At 36.1% G+C, this 19,862-nt stretch carries 18 protein-coding genes and 1 pseudogene; 14 read left to right on the plus strand and 5 right to left on the minus strand.

Annotated elements, in window-relative coordinates:
• Window positions 1-9: 9 nt before the first annotated feature.
• The gene (locus OTG27_RS22310) at window positions 10-423 is read right to left on the minus strand and encodes a thiol-disulfide oxidoreductase DCC family protein (RefSeq protein ID WP_268938157.1); all 414 of its coding nucleotides are present in this window, start codon (window positions 421-423) and stop codon (window positions 10-12) included.
• 279 nt (window positions 424-702) lie between these two features.
• Between OTG27_RS22310 and OTG27_RS22315 the strand changes: the two genes are divergently transcribed.
• Both OTG27_RS22315 and OTG27_RS22320 read left to right on the plus strand, forming a co-directional pair.
• Window positions 703-1,236 (plus strand): DinB family protein, encoded by a 534-nt coding sequence (locus OTG27_RS22315; RefSeq protein ID WP_268938158.1) that lies wholly within the window; start codon window positions 703-705, stop codon window positions 1,234-1,236.
• Between the two features lie 240 nt (window positions 1,237-1,476).
• Window positions 1,477-1,884, plus strand: a complete 408-nt coding sequence (locus tag OTG27_RS22320) for a GNAT family N-acetyltransferase (RefSeq protein ID WP_106027950.1) — start codon at window positions 1,477-1,479, stop codon at window positions 1,882-1,884.
• 272 nt (window positions 1,885-2,156) lie between these two features.
• On the opposite strand, the gene OTG27_RS22325 is transcribed toward OTG27_RS22320, so the two are convergent.
• Window positions 2,157-3,104 carry a right-handed parallel beta-helix repeat-containing protein gene (locus OTG27_RS22325; RefSeq protein ID WP_268938159.1) on the minus strand — a complete coding sequence of 316 codons (948 nt, stop codon included), beginning with the start codon at window positions 3,102-3,104 and terminating at the stop codon, window positions 2,157-2,159.
• 82 nt (window positions 3,105-3,186) lie between these two features.
• Between OTG27_RS22325 and OTG27_RS22330 the strand changes: the two genes are divergently transcribed.
• The 8 genes and pseudogenes from OTG27_RS22330 to OTG27_RS22360 all read left to right on the plus strand — a co-directional run bounded on the left by OTG27_RS22330 (window position 3,187) and on the right by OTG27_RS22360 (window position 13,505).
• On the plus strand, window positions 3,187-3,558 hold the full coding sequence (locus OTG27_RS22330) for a hypothetical protein (RefSeq protein ID WP_268938160.1): 372 nt from the start codon (window positions 3,187-3,189) through the stop codon (window positions 3,556-3,558).
• Between the two features lie 851 nt (window positions 3,559-4,409).
• The gene (locus OTG27_RS22335) at window positions 4,410-5,162 is read left to right on the plus strand and encodes a DeoR/GlpR family DNA-binding transcription regulator (protein ID WP_268938161.1); all 753 of its coding nucleotides are present in this window, start codon (window positions 4,410-4,412) and stop codon (window positions 5,160-5,162) included.
• 547 nt (window positions 5,163-5,709) lie between these two features.
• A complete protein-coding gene (locus OTG27_RS22340) occupies window positions 5,710-6,690 on the plus strand; it encodes a substrate-binding domain-containing protein (protein WP_268938162.1) in 981 nt (326 codons plus the stop codon).
• A gap of 80 nt (window positions 6,691-6,770) precedes the next feature.
• The gene (locus tag OTG27_RS22345) at window positions 6,771-8,336 is read left to right on the plus strand and encodes a sugar ABC transporter ATP-binding protein (protein ID WP_268938163.1); all 1,566 of its coding nucleotides are present in this window, start codon (window positions 6,771-6,773) and stop codon (window positions 8,334-8,336) included.
• 80 nt (window positions 8,337-8,416) lie between these two features.
• Window positions 8,417-9,319 carry an ABC transporter permease gene (locus tag OTG27_RS22350; RefSeq protein WP_268938225.1) on the plus strand — a complete coding sequence of 301 codons (903 nt, stop codon included), beginning with the start codon at window positions 8,417-8,419 and terminating at the stop codon, window positions 9,317-9,319.
• A gap of 55 nt (window positions 9,320-9,374) precedes the next feature.
• Window positions 9,375-10,001 (plus strand): annotated as a pseudogene (locus tag OTG27_RS26770) (glycoside hydrolase family 32 protein); the annotation flags it as partial.
• A 1,407-nt stretch (window positions 10,002-11,408) separates the two neighbouring features.
• Window positions 11,409-12,422 (plus strand): glycoside hydrolase family 32 protein, encoded by a 1,014-nt coding sequence (locus tag OTG27_RS26775; RefSeq protein ID WP_374941281.1) that lies wholly within the window; start codon window positions 11,409-11,411, stop codon window positions 12,420-12,422.
• Window positions 12,423-12,539: 117 nt separating this feature from the next.
• A complete protein-coding gene (locus tag OTG27_RS22360; protein ID WP_268938164.1) occupies window positions 12,540-13,505 on the plus strand; it encodes a carbohydrate kinase family protein in 966 nt (321 codons plus the stop codon).
• 579 nt (window positions 13,506-14,084) lie between these two features.
• Here the strand turns inward: OTG27_RS22360 and OTG27_RS22365 are convergent.
• Complete coding sequence (locus OTG27_RS22365; protein ID WP_268938165.1) at window positions 14,085-14,255, minus strand: hypothetical protein; 171 nt, start codon at window positions 14,253-14,255, stop codon at window positions 14,085-14,087.
• Window positions 14,256-14,490: 235 nt separating this feature from the next.
• Between OTG27_RS22365 and OTG27_RS22370 the strand changes: the two genes are divergently transcribed.
• From OTG27_RS22370 to OTG27_RS22380, 3 genes are all read left to right on the plus strand, one after another.
• The gene (locus OTG27_RS22370) at window positions 14,491-14,805 is read left to right on the plus strand and encodes a hypothetical protein (RefSeq protein ID WP_268938166.1); all 315 of its coding nucleotides are present in this window, start codon (window positions 14,491-14,493) and stop codon (window positions 14,803-14,805) included.
• A 545-nt stretch (window positions 14,806-15,350) separates the two neighbouring features.
• Window positions 15,351-15,842: a helix-turn-helix transcriptional regulator gene (locus OTG27_RS22375; protein WP_268938167.1), complete on the plus strand. Its 492-nt coding sequence runs from the start codon at window positions 15,351-15,353 to the stop codon at window positions 15,840-15,842.
• A complete protein-coding gene (locus OTG27_RS22380) occupies window positions 15,839-16,219 on the plus strand; it encodes a hypothetical protein (RefSeq protein WP_268938168.1) in 381 nt (126 codons plus the stop codon). Before OTG27_RS22375 ends, OTG27_RS22380 begins: the two co-directional genes overlap by 4 nt.
• A gap of 116 nt (window positions 16,220-16,335) precedes the next feature.
• Here the strand turns inward: OTG27_RS22380 and blaI are convergent, their stop codons facing one another.
• Both blaI and OTG27_RS22390 read right to left on the minus strand, forming a co-directional pair.
• On the minus strand, window positions 16,336-16,716 hold the full coding sequence (gene blaI, locus OTG27_RS22385) for a penicillinase repressor BlaI (RefSeq protein WP_268938169.1): 381 nt from the start codon (window positions 16,714-16,716) through the stop codon (window positions 16,336-16,338).
• Window positions 16,697-18,508 (minus strand): BlaR1 family beta-lactam sensor/signal transducer, encoded by a 1,812-nt coding sequence (locus OTG27_RS22390; RefSeq protein WP_268938170.1) that lies wholly within the window; start codon window positions 18,506-18,508, stop codon window positions 16,697-16,699. The genes blaI and OTG27_RS22390 overlap by 20 nt, the downstream gene beginning before the upstream one ends.
• Window positions 18,509-18,738: 230 nt before the next feature.
• Here OTG27_RS22390 and bla point away from each other — a divergent pair, with 230 nt between their 5' ends.
• Window positions 18,739-19,674: a class A beta-lactamase gene (bla, locus tag OTG27_RS22395; protein ID WP_268938171.1), complete on the plus strand. Its 936-nt coding sequence runs from the start codon at window positions 18,739-18,741 to the stop codon at window positions 19,672-19,674.
• The last annotated feature ends 188 nt before the right edge of the window (window positions 19,675-19,862 follow it).

Here is a 19,862-nt window from a genome sequence, read left to right on the forward strand (position 1 = left end):
CCATTTTAGTTATTCAATAAATCTGTTTTTTATATCTTGTGTCGGTATCATACAAGCCCTTTTTTTACCAAACCAGGTATAACGATTTTTTGCAATGAAACGGTAACCTTTATCCCGAATCAATTTAGGTATCATCCATAATGGAATGAGGCATTTTACAGGTCCTTTAAGTTTATTTAAAATGTGTAAGATAGCCGTAGATTCAGTGAATATTTGATCCTTATCAATCAAGATAATAGAATCCAACTCTTTATTAGTTAGATTGTGGCTTTCCATAATTGAGCGTGCTAACTCTGATTGAAGAGACAAAAATTTAAATATGCCATTTGGATCCCTTTTTATCACAAATTGGATCCAATGATTACACAAGTTACAAATACCATCAAACATAATTATGGGATGATTGTCTTTTTGGGCTCTCATAACATTTCCTCTCTTTAAGTATTTGTAAATATTATCTATAAAAATTATAATGTGGAAGTTAATAAAGTTCACCTAACAATATTGTGAGATATGCTAACAATTTTGTCAGGTGAACTTCATATGTTTTAAGAAGAGTACCTAAATAAAGTCTAATGGTTTATAAACATGATAAACCGAAATCACTACTTTCTTGAATAGGAGAGAAGGGATTATTTGTAAGTGAGTCGAAGTTAATAACATTAAGAAGAAAGAAAAGTTATAAAGAAAGTGGGAGATCTATTGGATACAAAAGAGGTATTGAAGCGATTCGAACAGGTGGCTGCATACTATATTGAAGAGTTAAGTAAATATTCGCTGGATGAGTTTACGAGGAAGCCTTCTGAGGATGAATGGTCATTAGGACAAATGTACAATCATTTAATAAAGAGTACCCTTAGTCTCCATTTGAAAGCCATTGAGCAATGTGTTAATGGCACTACTTCCGATGGCGGTGAAAAAACAGAAATAGGCGAATCGATTTTCAAAGAAGGGACGTTTCCTCCAATCAGGTTAAAAGGTCCGGATACACCGGATTTCACACCGCCAAATCCTGCAGGAAAAGAAGAAGTAAAGGAAGGACTGCTTCAAATCGTTGAGAAAATGGAAGAGATCGAGAGAAGGCTCTCTGACATTCCGGCCAGCCAGAAAGTTCAGCACCGGAGAATGGGATATTTAAATGCAAAGGAATATTTTCAGCTAATCGAAATGCACTTCCGTCACCACTTCCGGCAAAAAGAACGTATCGATCAGTTTCTTTTAAAAGTAAGTAAGTAATTTTTATTGTTAAAGCATATAGCTGAGAGGGTGCCATTCAAGTTAACCAAGCAGTTTACAACGAAGGTTGATTATGAAACTGTTGAATGACGAATAGAATTATTCCGTTAAGAGTTGCTTCAGCAGCTCTTTTCTTATGAGCTAAAGGGACAGGGTTACAGAAGGGAATATGTGGATATCACACAAAAATTATATGTTTATATAAAGCTGTAAGATACAAAAATTCAAGGAGGCAATTGTATGGAAAGAACTATACTTTATACAATAGAACCCCCTGAAAATTTTAAGCAATTACTAACCTTATATGAATCTTTAGGATGGAATTCACTTAAATTAACAGTTAATGATTTGAAACAAATGTGCAATCAAAGTTGGTATGCAATTTATGCTTTTGATGAACAACAGTTAGTGGGTATGGGACGTGTTATTTCCGATGGTGTGATTACTGGAATTGTATGTGGAGTGTGTGTACTACCAAACTACCAGTCCAAAGGAATTGGCAAAGAAATGTTGAATCGAATAATTGAACATTGTGAGCAAAATCGAGTAATTCCTCAACTTATGTGTGTAGAAAGTTTGAAATCATATTATGAAACTTTTGGATTTGAGAAGTTTACCATTGGTATGACAAAGAATATAAATCGTTAAATTTAATTTGCTGTCTAATTAACGTATGTTTAGTTCAATAAGGAAGGTTGCTTTGGCAACTTTTTTTCCCAGCTGTCTTTAAGGCAGCTTCTTCTTATGGAACTATCGGGCCCAGGTTAGTTGATCAAAAGTCTCTAGTACCGATATATTAATTTCTAAAAGCAAAAAAACCCAGTTCTTTTTCCTGTAAGAATGGGTTTTCACATTGTCAAATTCTTAGGACGAATTTGATTATTTTTAGTTCGGATGAGAGTAGTTAAAAATATTTGGAACTAATCCATTGATACTGATACATTGCTTAGCACTGGTGGATCTATCGGTAGTTCTGGAAATTCACTAACAGATGAACATATTGCCCCGCCTTTATTATCTTTATTACACGTATTACATAGCCAAAAGTTACCTGTCATAGCAGATAGCTGACCTACTGAGTCATCCTCAATATCAAAAGTTGGATTACCTAGTGCAGTATTGCGAATAAATACATTATTAGTGGAGTCTGAATCTACCAATATGCCCAATTGGGTATTGTTAGATGAGTTATTTCCTTGTATCAATGCCCCAGTGGTCGAGGCCAAAGCGAGACCAGCATCGTTATTGGACATGTTATTGAACTCGACACAAACAGGTGCTGTTGCAACTTCTTGAAATAATAAGATACCAGTAGATACAACACCGCCTGGACCAGTGAAAATATTACCTGTTACAGTATTATTTTGAACAATTGCAGTTGCCCCACGAGATATTTGTATTCCATTTTGGGCAATAACGCTTGTTGCTCCTACCCCAGTGACTGTATTATTGAAAACAGCACTGCAGCTTTCAGCACCATTCACTCGAATTCCTGTCTTTTGGTAGCTGGTAATTATGTTGTTAATAATTTGTGCAGAACCCATATCTACATTTATACCAGCCCCTTGTTGGAGACCGGATAATGGATTATCCCTTATGTTTGAAATTAAATTGTTTTCAATTACTGCTGAACCCCCCATCGTGACAAATATTCCATTTCTTAAATTTCCCTGGGTCGTTGATGGACCAGAAATGGTAAAACCTAAAATCGTAGTACATCGTGCATTTACTGTAACAATAGAAAGGTTTCCTATCAAACCGATTGGAGGTGGTGTAATGATTGCTGCTTGCGGTGTTTGAGAAATGATGGTGAGGTTATCCTTACCAGCAGGAATCGTAATTTGTTCAGGATAAGTACCTGGAAACACCAGGATTATATCTCCGTTATTTGCGGCGTTTACTGCGGCTTGAATAGTAGAAAAATTAAAGCCAGGTCCAGGACCAACAGTTATGGTGTTTCCAGATGGGGGAGGACAAGGAAATGTTCCTCCACAGGATACATCAACGGTACAAGTTCTAAAAGCACAAGAACTTGGGCATGTTACACTAGTCGTTACAGTCGTTGATACAGTAATTCCATTTACTGTGGTAGTTGCCATTACCTCTGCGATTCCAATTGTAACTTGTGTTGCTGTTAATGTTGCAGAGAATGTGCCGTTGGTGACAGATGCAAATATAGGGCTAACAGTAACTGAACCTATCCCAGGAGTCAATGATGCTGTTAAGGAAACCGTTCCGGACGAAACTGGTTGCCCTGAACATGTAACTGTACCATTAATGTTAAAGGTACAACCGTTGACACCATTTGAAATCGTCATTTGAATGTTTGGTTCACAACGAGGTGGAAAGAAGTTGCAACCTTGTGGTGGCAGGATTCTTTCTAAACAACAAGGATATTTTTGTGAATGAGAATTAAAGCTGATAATTCTTGGTGTATGGTTAGACATATCGAAGGAACCATTCCTTTCATTTCTTAATGGTATGGATAAGTACGAAAGAAGAGTGTGGGAAAAATAATTAACCAAATTTTTTATATAATATGGTGTTTATTCACCTATGTATGGGCAGTTGGCATAGAAAAGAAAAGGTGTTAAAAAAATAAAAATTGTGAAGAAATTCACTTAAACTGATGGGTGCGTTAGCTGAAGATCGGAGCTGTTTTTAAGGCAGCTTTTTCTTTATCATTTAAAGTGGGAAGATAATCCGATAATAAAAAAATACATATATAACGAGATTTGGTAAAATTAATTAGAGGAAAAGGGTGCTTTAATTATCTTGGTTATTTGTTTCTTTTCTGGAAATATGGCACAAGTGATTGACCCTGGAATAACACCTTTTAGTGTATTGCTGATATGTGGAATCATTATATCTTTTTCTTAGTGAGAAAGGACTTTGGAGAAAATTAGCTTTAGGTCTTAATATATTTGTTGGTTTAGTTTACTTTATGGCTGTTGAATTAAGGAGAATAATATTCCAGGGTAATGGATTTTAAATTGTTTATTCAACAAACAGGTGCGTACTTCATTACCAGGAGCTGATCAACAGCTCCTTTTTCTTATGGGGATGCCCTATAGTTCTCACATGTCACTGCAAAATTCTATATACTAAAATTAATTAAACTAGAATACACGAAGAAACTATAAAAAGAAGTGTAATACGAGGAGGATCATATCATGCTTATTACGGAACGGCATCAATTAATTTTAAAGCTATTAAAAGAAAAGGGGAATGTTAAGATTCATGAGCTAGTAGAATTAACAAGTACTTCAGAATCTACTTTGCGTCGTGATCTAGATCAATTAGAAAAGCAGAACTACTTAAAACGTGTACATGGTGGAGCTTCACTTTTACATAGTAAACGAGACGAACCAAGTGTGTTTGAGAAAATAACGCAGAACCTTGAGGAAAAAGCTAAGATAGCAAAATATGCGGCAGAACTAATTTTGGACGGCGACTGTGTTTATCTTGATGCTGGAACAACAACGTATCAGATGATCAAACATTTAAGACAAAAAGATATCGTTGTCATTACAAACGGAATTGATCATTTAGATGCATTACTTGAAAATGACATATGTACATATTTTATTGGTGGGTTTGTTAAAAAGATTACCAAAGCAACAGTTGGACGTTATGCATACGAAAGTATAAAAAAATACAGATTTGATAAGTGTTTCATGGGTGCGAACGCTATTCATTATAATTTTGGATTGACTACCCCAGATCCAGAAGAGGCGCAAATAAAAGAAAGAGCTATCCTTTTGTCACGTGAGGCCTTTGTATTAGCAGATCATACAAAATTTGGAGAAGTATCATTTTCTAAGTTTGCAGATTTAAACCAGACGAAAGTTATTACGAATGAAGAAGGTACAATAACGCTAGGAAAATATAAGGAGAAAACGGAGATAATTATTGTGAGGGACTAAAAACTAAATTTGCTATCGTTGAAGGAAAGCTGGTATTCAAAATGTCTGATTCAGACATTTTGAATACCAGCTTTTTTTGAAGATTCTGAAATTATTTTATTGAAAATTTTCCCCTTTGTTTTATCAATATAATAAAGAATGCTTGATTTATTGTAATGTGGCCAATTAACAATGAGGGAAAATCTGCTCCATGTCTTAAATATTCCATTTGAAACGTTTAATATTTTATGTTATCAATATATTTTTTGTAATAATTGGAACCGTTGACAATTACAAACAGCTCTAATATAATCAAAATCAATCAAAAACAACCAAAAACAATCAATTATAATTCTAATGTGTAAAGGGTAATTATCTTGTTTGCAAGGGATGAAAGCGTTACCAATAAATAGTCAATGTGAAAAAACTATCAAAATCAACCATATTTCCATCGTTACAACCAAAAATATTATTTAAGGAGGTGATCTAGTTTAAGAGATTGGGGGCGTTAACAATTTCTCGTTCAGCAGCTAATTATTTTCATCTTCAAAAACTAGGGGGGACTAATATGGTGAAATATTTAAAAGTAATAGGAATGCTAGTTTTGGCGTTTGTAATTGCCGCGATGACGGCATGTAGTGGGGCTAGTGAATCATCAAATGGATCAACAGACGGTAACGAAGGACAAAAAGGTAACAAACAATTAACGATCGGTGTAGCGGTAGGTAGTTTAGCAAACCCTTTCTTCGTCTCCATGGCTAAAGGTGCTGAAGAAGCAGGAAAAGAATTAGGTGCTGAAGTTCTAGTTGAAAGCGCTGAATATGATTTAGCCAAACAAGCAGCTCAAATTGAAAACTTTATTACGAAAAAGGTAGATATCATTCTTTTAAATGCTGTTGATACAAAAGGAATTGCGGCAGCTGTTCAACAGGCCAAAGCGGCTGATATTCCAGTAGTTGCCGTAGATACCAATGCTGAAGGTGGTGTCGATTCCACTGTTACTTCAGACAACTATCAAGCTGGTAAACTGGCCGGAGAATATGTGATTGAAAAATTAGATGGAAAAGGAAAAATAGTCATTATTGATGGACCTCCTGTTTCGGCTGTATCTGATCGTATTCAAGGATTTGAAGATGCAATAAAGGGTTCCGAAATTAAAGTTATCGCGAAGCAAAATGGAGAAGGGAATCGTGAAAAGGCATTAACGGTGATGGAAAGTATTTTGCAAGCTAATTCATCAGGCTCCATTGACGCTGTATTTGCGATTAATGATCCAGAAGCAATTGGTGTTGAAATTGCTCAAGAGCAAGCGAATCGTAAAGATGAATTTTTCATTGTCGGAGTGGACGGTGCTCCTGAAGCTACAGAAGCGATGGCAAAGGAAGGAAGTACAATTGCCGCTACTTCAGCTCAGTCACCTAGTAACATGATCAAAAAAGCTGTTGAAATCGGAATGAAAGTGAAAAATGATGAAAAAGTTGAGGAGCTTATTAAAGTTCCAGTTGAGATTGTAACTCAAGATACATTAGATTCTTACCAAGGTTGGTAAGAATCTTTCAATAAATAGGCTGATAAGGATTCCTCCTTTAATCAGCCTATTCAAATCAATATAAGGGGTGAGATAAAGGTATGGCTGTGAATGAAATGTCCCTTAAAGGCCTACAAAGTCTAAAAAAGCCAGTGTTGAATATGGAAGCGATTGGTAAGACGTTCTCGGGTGTAACCGTATTGAACAATGTGAGAATTGAACTTTATCCAGGTGAAGTACATGCATTAATGGGAGAGAATGGCGCTGGAAAGTCAACTTTCATGAAAATCCTCGCAGGCATTCATACACCTGATGACAATGGTGGGAAAATCTACTTGAAAGGTCAACCAATTTTATGGAAGGACCCTACTGATGCAAGGAACAAAGGAATTAGTGTTATTCATCAGGAGTTAAACCTTTCTCCTAATTTAACAATAAGTGAAAATATCTTAATGGGCTCCACCTTTCCTAGAAATGGTTTAGGAATGGTGAAATGGGATAAGGTCCATGAACGTGCCCAAGAGGTGTTAGATTCAATGGGGTCGAATCTAAATCCACGCCAATTGGTTTCGACCTTAAGTGTTGCTCAACAACAAATGGTCGAGATCGCCCGAGCATTATCCTTTAATGCAGAGGTACTCATAATGGATGAACCAACCGCCTCTTTAACAGATAAAGAAATAAAAAAGCTGTTTGAAATTATTGATGATTTGAAAAAGCAGGGAGTTGCCATTGTATATATCTCTCACAGAATGGAAGAAATCTTTAAAATTTCTAATAGGTTCACTGTATTACGTGACGGTGAATGGATTGCAAGTGGGCCGATTGAAGAGACAAATCCTGATCATCTCGTAAAGCTGATGGTAGGACGGGATTTAAAGGACTTGTTTAATCGGTCAAAAGCCTTTGGCACAAAAAATCCAAAGGAAGTTTCACCTGTACTTGAATTGAAAAATGTTTCTGATAACACGATTGTAAAGAATGTATCTTTAAAAATTTACCCAGGTGAAATTGTTGGTTTAGCGGGGCTTGTTGGTGCTGGCAGAACAGAATTGGTTAGGGCCATTTTCGGTTTGTCCGAGTTGAAAAGTGGCGAAATATTGGTTGATGGTCAATCTGTTAAAATCAAATCCGCAATAGATGCTATTGCTAATAGGATTGCACATGTACCTGAAAGCAGGAAAGAACAAGGGTTATTTTTATCAATGTCCGTAAAAGAAAACATCATAATGGCTGAATTGAAAAAACACGCTAAAGCAGGAATTGTTAGTTGGAAGCAAGCAAATGAAAGCGCTAACCAATATATTGAAGACTTAAATATAAAAATAGCTTCCCCAGAACAGCAAGTATCAAACTTAAGTGGCGGGAATCAACAAAAGGTAGTGATCGCTAGGTGGCTATCAATTGCACCAAAGGTATTACTACTGGATGAGCCAACACGAGGGGTTGATATAGGTGCCAAGACTGAAATCCACAAGATTGTTTCAAAGCTTGCAGATGAAGGATTGGCCGTTTTAATGATATCATCTGAACTTCCTGAAGTATTGGGGGTAAGTGATCGAATACTTGTCATGAGTGAAGGAAGGTTAACAGGCGAGCTTTCGAAGGAAGAAGCTACACAGGAAACTATTATGCGTTTAGCTACCATAGGGGGAAGAGAGAAATGAGAGGGAATACGCAAACTATTACACATTCACAACGCCTAAATATAGGAAATGTCCTTTATTCTTTATGGAATAGGCTTGGCATGATCATGATTTTATTAATATTGTGTGGAGTACTTTCATTTACAGCACCAAATTTTTTAGATACAGCCAATTTATTGAATGTATTAAAACAAGTTTCCATCATTGCTATTTTAGCTGCTGGGATGACAATCGTTATTTTAACTGGTGGTATTGATTTATCAGTTGGTGCAACAGTTGCTCTATCTGGCGTTATCTCGGTCATGGTCTCTTCTGCAGGAGTTAATCCTATAATTGCGATGTTATCAGGCGTACTAGTAGGGTATGCAGTAGGACTGATTAATGGGTTTCTTACAGCCAAAGCAAAGTTACCAGCATTTATCGTTACACTAGGCAGCTTCACATATGTTCGTGGACTCGCTTATGTCATTAGTGGCGGTTATCCAATTGTTTTACAAAACGAAACATTTAAATTCATCGGTGGTGGAAGTATTTTCGGAATCCCCACTCCTATTTATATCATGTCTTTAGTATATGTCGTGATGTTTTTTGTTCTTAAATATACGATGTTCGGTCGTCATATTTATGCGATTGGTGGCAATGATGAGGCAGCTCGGTTAACTGGAATTAAGGTTGAAAAGTCTTTAATCAATGTGTATTCGATTAGTGGTTTACTAGCTGGTTTAGGAGGAGTCGTTTTAGCGGGAAGGTTGTTTTCTGGACAGCCAACTGCTGGTCAAATGTATGAGTTAGATGCAATTGCTGCTGTTATTCTAGGAGGAACAAGTTTAACAGGTGGAAAAGGGAAAATAATAGGAACAATTATTGGGGTTTTAATTATGGGGGTAATCAGTAATGGGTTAACTCTAATGGATGTCAACTATTATTGGCAGTTAGTTGTAAAAGGTGGAGTCATTGTAGCAGCCGTTCTATTAGATCGATTGCGCGGAAATAGTCCAGCATAACGATCACATGTCATTTTAGATTTTAAAAAAGGGGTGTGAAATAAAGGTGAAGAGGATTATTGGTACTCTACTAATATGTTCAACTTTCACTTGTTTACCATTTAATGGTGCATATGCAGAAGATCCTGGGTATTATAATGAACCATACCGTAATCAATTTCATTTTTCTCCTGAAGCTAACTGGATGAATGATCCGAATGGTATGGTTTTTTATAAAGGTGAATATCATTTGTTTTATCAATATCATCCGTATGGAACGACATGGGGACCGATGCATTGGGGGCATGCTGTCAGTAAAGATCTTGTTAATTGGGAGCATTTGCCGATTGCTTTATCGCCGGATGAAAACGGCCAGATTTTCTCGGGGAGTGCTGTTATTGATTGGAACAATACGGCTGGCTTTGGAAAAGAAGCAATGGTTGCCATCTTTACGCATTCAGGGGATAAGCAAGTCCAAAGTATAGCGTATAGCTTAGATAAAGGAAGAACTTGGGAAAAGTATAAAGGGAATCCCGTAATGCCAGACCCTCCTTTACAAGATTGGCGCGATCCTAAAGTATTTTGGCATGAAGAATCAAACCAATGGGTTATGTCGTTAGCGGCTAAGGATAAGATCATGTTTTATACCTCACCTAATTTAAAAGAGTGGGAGTATGCAAGTGAATTCGGCGAAGATGGTGGTATACAAGCAAATAGCTTAGACAGAACTTCTTATAGCATGTCATCCCAGACAGGTGAATCATTTAGCTATGAGGGAAATATTACGCTTAATGAGAAGAATGGGAGAGAAGGGGCAGGCGGTTTAGTTTTTCGGTCAGACAGGAGTGCAAAGAACGGCTATGTTGCGAGCTTAGATGCCAAAAACGATGTCATAACATTAAGTAAGAATGTAGATGGAAAAAACGAGGAAATTGCGAGAAAACCTTTTACCCTCGAAACTTCAACTACCTACCATGTGAAGGTGGAAACAGAGGGGGATCAAATTCAAGTCTCTGTAAACGATCAATCCGTTATAAATAAAACGGATATAGAATTCGATTATGGATACTATGGATTGTCAGCGTGGAATTCAACGGCTGCCTTTCGAAATGTGGAGTTCAAGAATACATCTAACTTTGAAACCAATTTATCAAAATGGACAGATGTAAACGGTAGCTGGGAGAACACGATGGATGGAAAAAGTGGAACCTCTACGGAGGATGCTTTTGTAATGAGCGGTCAAACAGGGGATAACTTTTTTTATGAAGCAAACATTGAGATATCTGGGGAAAAAGGTGGCAATGGAGCCGGCTCGCTCGTTTTTCGTGCAGATCCTCATGCAACAAACGGTTATATGGCGAATATCGATGCTTTAAACGATACAATAAAAATCATGAAAATCGAAAATGGAGACATATCCATTCTAGCTGAAAAAACAATAAATCTAGATACAGATAAAAGTTACCATTTAAAAGCAAGCACCCATGGAAAAAATATTAAAATTTCTTTAAATGGAAATCTCATTCATGATGTAAATGATTCAACTTTTTCGTCAGGGCATTTTGGCTTAAATGTTTGGAATTCATCCACGTTATTCCAAGATGTTCAAGTTGGTAAGAACATCATGACAGATGAGAAGGAAGTTACTAATCATGACTTTGAGACAGGTGATCTAACTGGGTGGAGTACAATCGAAGGTAATGCTTTCACAAAAGATCATGTGACAAATGTACCATCTTACTGGGGAGGGGATTTCGGCCACCAAGGAAACTACCACCTATGGGGGTTTACTGATCTTCAAAAGGGAGATGACGCAACAGGTGAACTGCACTCCTCATATTTTAAACTAGGTGGCTCTGGAGAAATCAACTTTCTGTTGGGCGGTGGTAATGATATCAACAACCGCTATGTTTCGTTAGTGAGAGCCTCTGATGATCAAGAATTAATTCGACAAGCCAATACCAAATTTAAAGAAGAAAAATATCAAAAATACGTCTGGGATGCGTCTAAATACATTGGAGAAGTGTTATATATTAAAGCTGTGGACAAAGCTACAGGTGGTTGGGGTCATATAAACATGGATGATGTTAATGTTTATAATGAAGGGGCCATGCCAAATGAAGTAGACCAAGTTGCCAAAGAGCCTGAGAAAGGCGATTCGAAAGAAAGCGGCACCCTTACAGACTGGTCTGCTGTTTCTGGAGAGTGGATACCTTCTACTCATGGTAGTAACGGAGGGATTTGGGAATGTCCAACTCTAATCGAATTACCAATTGATGGTGACCCTTCAAAAACAAAATGGGTACTACAGGTAAGCATTAATGATGGCGCTCCTGCAGGCGGGTCAGGTATGCAATATTTTGTAGGTACTTTTGACGGGAAAACGTTTAAAAATGAAAACCCTTCCGATCAAGTGTTATGGACTGACTACGGTGCAGATTATTATGCCGCAGTTGATTGGAGCGGAATTGAAGGGAAGAATGGCGAAAAATATTGGATTGGCTGGATGAGTAATTGGCTATATGCAAATCATACACCAACTTCGACTTGGAGAAGTTCAACGACATTGCCAAGAAAGATGGAGCTAACTCAGACAGATGAAGGTTTACGTTTAAAACAAACACCAGTTTCTTTAAAAACCATTCGAGATAAGAGTGAAAAAATTTCATATAAAAATAAAGTCATATCTGGTGAAAGTAATCTCCTATCCAAACTATCAGAAGATACATTTGAAATGATAGCTGAGTTTGATGTAGATGATATAAAAGCAACTGAATTCGGCTTTCAAGTTCGTAAAGGAGCAACTGAATATACGACTATTGGCTATGATGTTGCCACCAAACAATTATTCGTAGACCGTTCAAATTCAGGAAGCTTTGATTATGGGAACAATGTGGCCGGTAAGCATGACGGACCGTTACATGCATTAAATGGGACTGTGAAAATGCATATTTTCATTGACCGATCTGCTGTAGAAGTGTTTGGAAACAAAGGTGAAACGGTTATTTCTGATCAAATTTTCCCGGATCCATCAAGTAAAGGATTACAAATTTATAGCAAGGGTGGAGAAGTTACATTAAAGTCTTTGAAAATATACCCTTTAAAGAGTATATGGAAAAGATAAAGACTACATTTCAATCCTATTAAAGATGGGTTGATAGTGAGAGTTTATGAAGGCTGTCGAAAATGATCGATAGCCTTTCATTTTACCTTAAATCACAAGAATGGAGATGTAATGTAAATGAATAAAACAAACCGCGCAGTCATATGCGTTGGGGAGCTTTTGATCGATTTTTATTGTACAGATATTGATGTTAATTTAATGGAAGGTATTCATTTTCTAAAGAAAGCCGGGGGTGCACCAGCGAATGTAGCAGCTGCTATTTCAAAGCTAGGAGGGGAAGCAAGTCTTATTGGAAAAGTAGGAAATGACCCATTTGGATTATTTTTAATAGAAACGATAAAAGAGGTGGGGGTTGATACATCGATGATTGTTACTGATGATTTGGCACCAACTACTTTAGCATTTGTTTCTTTACAAGCAAATGGTGAAAGGGATTTTGTATTCAATAGAGGAGCGGATCGAAATTTAACAGAGGATAACTTATACCTAGATAGATTAAGTGGTGCAAAGATCATTCACTTTGGATCTGCAACTGCATTTCTGGAAGACCCTTTTAAAACAACGTATTTAAAGGCAATGGAATTTGCACAAAATAGGGGGATATTTCTATCGTTTGACCCTAACTTCCGACATGATTTATGGAAAAATAGAGTGGCTGAATTTATTAGTTTAGCCAGAAAGGGTATATCAATGGCTGACTTTGTAAAAGTAAGCGAAGTAGAGCTTGAACTAATCACGGGAAAAATGGATAAATATGATGGAATAGCAATGCTCCATCATTTAGGGGCAAAAATAGTGGCTGTTACCCTTGGATGGGAAGGCACTCTTCTTTCAAATGGAAGTGGAATGAGTGTAATAAACAGTGTCGAAGTAAATTCAATTGACTCAACTGGTGCTGGTGATGCATTTGTCGGTGCAGCTTTATTTCAATTTGCAAATCTTGAGTTCTATGACACAATTCTTAGTGATTTTAGTAAACTTAAAGAGATCATTCTTTTTGCAAATAAAGTGGGTGCCGTCGTGTGTACAAAGGTAGGAGCGATTTCTTCTCTACCAAACGAAGAAGATATATATAAGGTTTAGTCTACATCGTATTGTTTCGGATTGTGAAAAAATTGCGGTAGGAGTCTAGGTGCATCACGATTTTTAGAGGTATTCGAAGAGGAACTGATGCTCATGTGATTACAAAGCATATACAAGACGGAATCATTAGACAACATTCAATACCGAATCTATACGGAAAAGTCAAAACAGTATTCATTTACCGAAAAGGTAAGTATGTAACTGCGTCTTTAATTAAATTCATCAATATAAAATGTGATGAGGAGGAATTGTTAGAAAAAGGTTAATTTAAATGGAGTGATACTCCTTCAATTTACAAAGATTGTGAAGGAATGTACTTAAACTAACAGTGCTTTAGTTGATTAAGGAATACCAAAATGATTAATCTTTTTTATAAAAGAATAATCTAATTAAATAGTATAAGGGCATGTTTTGATTAATCATTTTCAAAATATGCCCTTTCTATTTATTCATTTTTATTAAGGTTGCTTCTAAAAAAAAATTAAAAAGGGTGGAGTTTGATAGAATTACTAGTAGGATAAAGAGTGGAAGTAAATGGAGTTTAAAGTTAACAAACAATAATAGGTAGAAGTTGGTTAGTTACCAATTGTACCAAACTACAACTCCTAATATGATGATTGGGATACAAGCCATAAAGATACCGTAAAAAGAAAGTTTGAAGTCCTCAGGATTTCCCATAAAAGCTCTTAGACCTGCTCTATCTAGGGAAGTTTTTTTTATTTTATGTTTTTCCTCTTCTTTATTACTCATAAATGCATTCCCCCTTATCCAATATAAATCACTTTAATTTTAACATATATATACATTTAGATATAAATTTGTATTTTATTTTATTTATCTTTTGAATGAACAATCATTACACTTATCGTACTCAAATTAGTTAAAAAAAGTACCCCTTATGCAACTAAAGGGGCAGGATAGTTTAATAAGAGTAATGGTTTTTCATGGTAAAATAAGTAGTAAAAGGATAATTGGGAGGGTGACTATGGAGGGGTTGGAAATATACGATTTTTTAAGATTAGTTTTTATTACTTTTATAATTAGTTTAAATGTAATTTCTATTATTTTATTGGTTCAAAAGAAACGAAGTAACCTAGTTAATGGATTCACAGTTAGTATTACTTCGATAATTTCAATAATAGTTTCTGGTATTAATCTTATTATTATGGGGTACATAGCTGATGAATTAAATTTAGCAGGAGACGTTATTTCCTCATATATGTTTCTTATAATTTTAGGGTTAAGCATATTTAATTTGTTTATTTATTTAAAAAATAAAAACAGTATTATCAGTGCCTAATAAATTCTTAAAGTATCAGGTGTTTTACTTCAATAATGGTGTTGCTTTTGGAGCTCTTCTTCTTATGGAACTAAAGGGGCAGTTTGGTTTAAGACTTTTAGAATGTTGAAACTTTTTTAGGAAAAATCTCGTATACAGATTTAGGAAAATGTTTTTTAGAAACAGGAGGAACAGGTTATGTTTATAGGGGATATTATATTTCAAGTTATTGTTTTCGGAGGTATAGCATTAATTTTAGGGGTTTTAGGTTATTTATTTTTAAAGAGGACCAAGAAAAGCTAATTAAATTTCTAATTCAAGTAACGGGTGCGTTAGCTGAAGATCGGAGCTGTCTTTAAGGCAGCTTTTTCTTATGGCACTATAGGTGCAGTTTAGTTCAATAAGCCTTTATTAAGAAACATTTCCATTTCAAACTTATTTAGAGCAAGGTTATTTCTTGCTTTTTTATTTGTGTTTTAAAGTTGCTTTTTATTCAAAAAGGGTATTTTTATTGAAAAATAATACTTTTAGTGTAAAATTACACTAAAAAGGAGTATTTAGTATATATGGAAAAAGAAGAGTTCATCCATTTAATATCAGAAAAAATGAAACTTGTCCGAACTGAACAAGGTTTTTCTCAAGATAAGATGTCTGAAATTCTAGGTATTTCAAAAAAAACACTAGTTCAAATTGAAAAAAGAAGAACAGATGCCAATTGGACCACCGTTGTTGCATTTTGTGCTTTGTTTAATCATAGCGAATTGTTGATATCATCAATAGGTGACAATCCAGTAGATTTTGTTCAGTTAATTGCTAGCAAAAATGGTGGTACGCCTAAAGAAAAAACAATGGGCGGTAAGATATGGTGGAAAGAGATCGAGTATAGAGGGGATTTTCGTTTGCAACAAAATTTGATTAGTAACCATTACCGTATATTGGATCAATATGATTATCGTTGGCATAGTTCTTTTAATAAAGAAGAGAGTTTAAGTCGTTTAAATGAATTACAGGAGGCGGGGACTATCGAGATAGACAGAGGTACAGGAATGGAAATATGAAGAATAAGATTTTAATAACAATATTGATAATCAGTATAGGGTTTAATTTGTTTTTATTTGGCAGATGGTTTATTTTTGAACATGCTTATGAACCGTCCGAAAGTGAACAGGTTATTTTAAGTGAAATGGTGCTGAAAACAGTTGAGAGTAAAGAGTATAAAAAGTTAGCAGAAAAAGAGAATATTATCGCTATTGATGCAAACATGGATAAAAATAAAGGTGGAAAGTTCCCCTACTATTTTGGAGTAAGTGTCCGTACTGACATACAAACTTATCTGTTTGCTTGCAGTAATGAACAATGCTCAGAAATGGAAAGCGCAGGCACGACTTATTCTCGTTATAAAGACGAAGATCCCCGAATTCCATTTAAAAAATAGAGAAAAGTCAAAGAAAATAACTGAAATAAAAGAAAGCCCCCTTCCTTACATAACAAGGATCGCAGGCTTTCTTTATTCTTTTAGGTGGAATTTCCAAATCGATTTTTTTAATAGGATTACTTTTTGGGTTTTTTATTTAAAATAGTGCGCAGTTCATTGATATCATCATCAGATAGGGTATCTTCGTGAATGAATTGGACAAGCATGGATTTCATGGCCCCTCCATAGATACGTTTGATAAATGATTCGGTCTCTGCACGCTGGCACTCTTCCTGTGTATAGAGCGGGTAAAAGGTGTAAACTCTTTGATCTTTATTGACACCTACTACATCTTTTTGAACCAATCGATCGAGAAGGGTACGTATGGTTTTCGGTTTCCAATCGGTACTTTCCTGTAAGGAAAGTATGATGTCATTCGCTGTTTGAGGGGCTTTATCCCAAAGTACGTTCATGATTTCCCATTCTGATTCTGATATACTAGGAATGTTTTTCTCCATATTTCTCCCCTCCATTTTCATTATAGATTCCTAAATCTTTTAAAATTGATAAAGTGATTTCTCCAGCTTTGCTTCCAGATGAATCATCTTCATTTTGTATATTGGTAGCAAAGAAATAAGTGTTGTTCTTCGTCTCTACATACCCGATAAACCAACCATTGATGTTTTTTCCATTCACTGCTCCTGTGCCTGTTTTTCCCGATAGGCTGGCTTCTTCGTTCTTTTCTAAGAGCAGTGCTTCCTTCACGGCTTGGATATGCCTTTCCTTATATCCAAATTGATTGTTATAAAAGGCTTGCAGCAGCTGGACTTGCTCGACTGGAGAAATTTTTAATGAGGATTCGTTCCAGAATTCACTAAATTCCCCAGATACATCGGAATTCCCATAGTTTATCTTTTGTAGATTGGATTGAATTGTTTCAAATCCTGTTCTACGATCTAATTCCTGGAAATACCAGTTTACAGATTTTTGTAAAGCAGATGAGACATCCTGATCCATATTCCAAGCTTCATAGGGTTGCTCCGTCCCATCCCATGAAAGTTTGGATTCTTCGGGTGATATCACATTTGATTCTAGAGCAAATAAGGCACTATAGATTTTGTATGTGGAATCAGGTGATATCCGCAAAGTGCTTTTTTCTTCATTATAAATGCGATATTGCTGTGCGTTATGATCATATAAAACAAAGCTTCCTTCATACCCTTTAAAGAATTGCTGTAAATCCTCATGAACTACTCCGTCATTTTTAAAATAGTATCGGTCATTTTCCGTCGCAAATGCGGAAACGAAAGGTAATTGGATTGTCAAAATGATAGTGGCCAACACATAAATGAAGACGCTTTTTCTTAATGATTTTTTTGCGGAATGCTTATAGGCAGAAATTTGTTCAATTCGTTTTTTGATTTGAAGCTTCGAACCGTTTAATTGTGTCACCAACTGTAGATTACTTGATCGTTTTGAAAGATCCAAAAAATTAATGATAGTATTTCCATATTCACTAATGGAATGTTCATCCAGTACCTGTAAAACAGATGTATCACATGCTATTTCCCGATCCAATCTCATTTCTCTAAAAGCAAGCCAAACAAGGGGATTAAACCAATAAATGATTTGATAGAACAATATCACGTAATTTGTCAGCAAATCCTTGTTTTTATAGTGATTCAGTTCATGAAGAAAGATATACTCGTAATTTTTCAAGCTAAGCCAGTTTTCATGCTGAGAAGGTAAGACGATATATGTTTGAAAAAGCCCGAATATCATTGGAGATTGGACTCTATTCGAAATAACAATCTCTATTGGTTTTCTTATCTGCAGTCTTTTCTTGCATTCTTCGAAAAGCACGAGGACTTCTTGATTGGAAAACGGAGAAGAATAATTCTTAATCCTTCTGATTGTGAGCCATCCACGAACCATAGTAAAGGTAAATAAAAGCATCCCTGACAACCATAAAACCATCACTCCCCTATTAAGTAAGGACAGGTCCGGCCGATTGACCGATACAGAAAAGTCTTGTATGAGGTGTAGGCCCTGCATCATATCGGTCCCGGTTTTTTCCATATTAGAGCTGGGTGCATTAATTTGATTTATGTCCCCGCTGCTAAAGAGAGAACTAAAATTATATAAATCAGTAGGTATGAAAGGAAGTGCTAAAGCCATAAAAAGAAACATCCACAAATGATAGTGCCATTTTGCTGTTAATTGTCTTCCAAACCATTTTCGTATAAGGAGGATAACAGTAACGGAAAATGAAGACACCAATAGACCTATTATAAAGTAGGTTAAAAACATGTCCTTCAATACCACCTCTCTTGACTTTTAAATTTATAAAACAGGTTTATAGCAAATTTATAGTGGCTTGATGGTAAAAAAATAAAGAATTGACTTTCTTTGATTACATATGTAATACTATACTACAGATGTAATCAGACTACAAACGTAATCTGTTGAAACTCCTTGCATGAGGTTGTTTTTTCAATTCGTACATAAGAGTCTAATCAAATAATTAGGAGGTTTACATGATGAACAAAAGATGGTTTTATCAAATACTGGCACCAATAGGCTTGGTGCTTATGGTTGCAGGCTGCTCAGATGAGGAAAAACAGGTTGTACAACAGTCGGAAACAGAACAAACCGGGGGAACTAACCAAACATCAGAAAATAATACGGCAAAAGAAGCCACAATCAAGAAATTTGAACAACTTGAGAAGGAATATGATGCAAAGCTTGGAGTCTATGCCATTGATACAGGAACGAAAAAAACCGTGGAATTTCATGAGAACGAACGATTTGCGTTTACATCTACTCATAAGGCTCTGGCTGTAGGAGCACTTTTACACCAGAAATCAATAGAAGACCTTAATCAAAGAATTACCTATACAAGTGAGGATCTTGTTAATTATAATCCGATTACCGAAAAGCATGTTGATACGGGGATGACCCTTAAGGAGCTTGCGGATGCTTCGCTTCGATACAGTGACAATACTGCTGGAAACCTTATCCTTGAACAACTGGGGGGACCGGCTGGATTTAAAAAAGTACTGGAGGGAATTGGAGATAATGTTACCAACCCTGAGCGAATTGAGCCAGATTTAAATGTAGTTAATCCTGGTGAAACGCATGATACGAGTACACCGATAGCACTTGCTACTAGTCTTCAGGCTTTTACATTGGGAGATGCACTTCCAACTGAGAAACGTGAACTTTTAATAGATTGGATGAAGAGAAATACTACTGGAGATGCTTTAATTCGTGCTGGAGTGCCGAAAGGTTGGGCAGTGGCTGATAAGACTGGAGCGGGATCATATGGTACGCGAAATGATATTGCGATCATATGGCCATCAAAAGGAGATCCTATTGTTCTTGCTGTACTTTCAAGTCGTGATGAAAAAGAGGCTGATTATAACGACGAGCTTATTGCTGAGGCGACAGAAGAAGTAATTAAGGCCCTTAAATAGAAAATGATTGTGCTAAAAAAGGTTACGTTAAGTAGCCTTTTTTGGTGGATTAATTCCTATAATGAGTGTTATGGTGACCCTTCTTTAACGCCCATTAACGTAAGCCTTTCATCATCTGTATTGCTATGAAGACATAACGAAGCGACGCTTTTTTATAGAGCCAAAGGGGCAGGATGGAGGAGGGGAAT

It is taken from the genome of Peribacillus sp. AS_2 (genome assembly GCF_026891895.1).
Taxonomy (GTDB): domain Bacteria; phylum Bacillota; class Bacilli; order Bacillales; family DSM-1321; genus Peribacillus; species Peribacillus frigoritolerans.

Bases quoted from the DNA above. Each gene is read 5' to 3' on its own strand.
- bla (WP_268938171.1), top strand. From the start codon at position 18,739: ATGAACAAAAGATGGTTTTATCAAATACTGGCACCAATAGGCTTGGTG.
- OTG27_RS22310 (WP_268938157.1), bottom strand. From the start codon at position 423: ATGAGAGCCCAAAAAGACAATCATCCCATAATTATGTTTGATGGTATT.
- OTG27_RS22320 (WP_106027950.1), top strand. From the start codon at position 1,477: ATGGAAAGAACTATACTTTATACAATAGAACCCCCTGAAAATTTTAAG.
- OTG27_RS22360 (WP_268938164.1), top strand. From the start codon at position 12,540: ATGAATAAAACAAACCGCGCAGTCATATGCGTTGGGGAGCTTTTGATC.
- OTG27_RS22390 (WP_268938170.1), bottom strand. From the start codon at position 18,508: ATGTTTTTAACCTACTTTATAATAGGTCTATTGGTGTCTTCATTTTCC.
- OTG27_RS22340 (WP_268938162.1), top strand. From the start codon at position 5,710: ATGGTGAAATATTTAAAAGTAATAGGAATGCTAGTTTTGGCGTTTGTA.
- OTG27_RS22375 (WP_268938167.1), top strand. From the start codon at position 15,351: ATGGAAAAAGAAGAGTTCATCCATTTAATATCAGAAAAAATGAAACTT.
- OTG27_RS22350 (WP_268938225.1), top strand. From the start codon at position 8,417: ATGATCATGATTTTATTAATATTGTGTGGAGTACTTTCATTTACAGCA.
- OTG27_RS22380 (WP_268938168.1), top strand. From the start codon at position 15,839: ATGAAGAATAAGATTTTAATAACAATATTGATAATCAGTATAGGGTTT.
- OTG27_RS22345 (WP_268938163.1), top strand. From the start codon at position 6,771: ATGGCTGTGAATGAAATGTCCCTTAAAGGCCTACAAAGTCTAAAAAAG.
- OTG27_RS22370 (WP_268938166.1), top strand. From the start codon at position 14,491: ATGGAGGGGTTGGAAATATACGATTTTTTAAGATTAGTTTTTATTACT.
- blaI (WP_268938169.1), bottom strand. From the start codon at position 16,716: ATGGAGAAAAACATTCCTAGTATATCAGAATCAGAATGGGAAATCATG.
- OTG27_RS22365 (WP_268938165.1), bottom strand. From the start codon at position 14,255: ATGAGTAATAAAGAAGAGGAAAAACATAAAATAAAAAAAACTTCCCTA.
- OTG27_RS22330 (WP_268938160.1), top strand. From the start codon at position 3,187: ATGGTGTTTCCAGATGGGGGAGGACAAGGAAATGTTCCTCCACAGGAT.
- OTG27_RS26775 (WP_374941281.1), top strand. From the start codon at position 11,409: ATGCCAAATGAAGTAGACCAAGTTGCCAAAGAGCCTGAGAAAGGCGAT.
- OTG27_RS22335 (WP_268938161.1), top strand. From the start codon at position 4,410: ATGCTTATTACGGAACGGCATCAATTAATTTTAAAGCTATTAAAAGAA.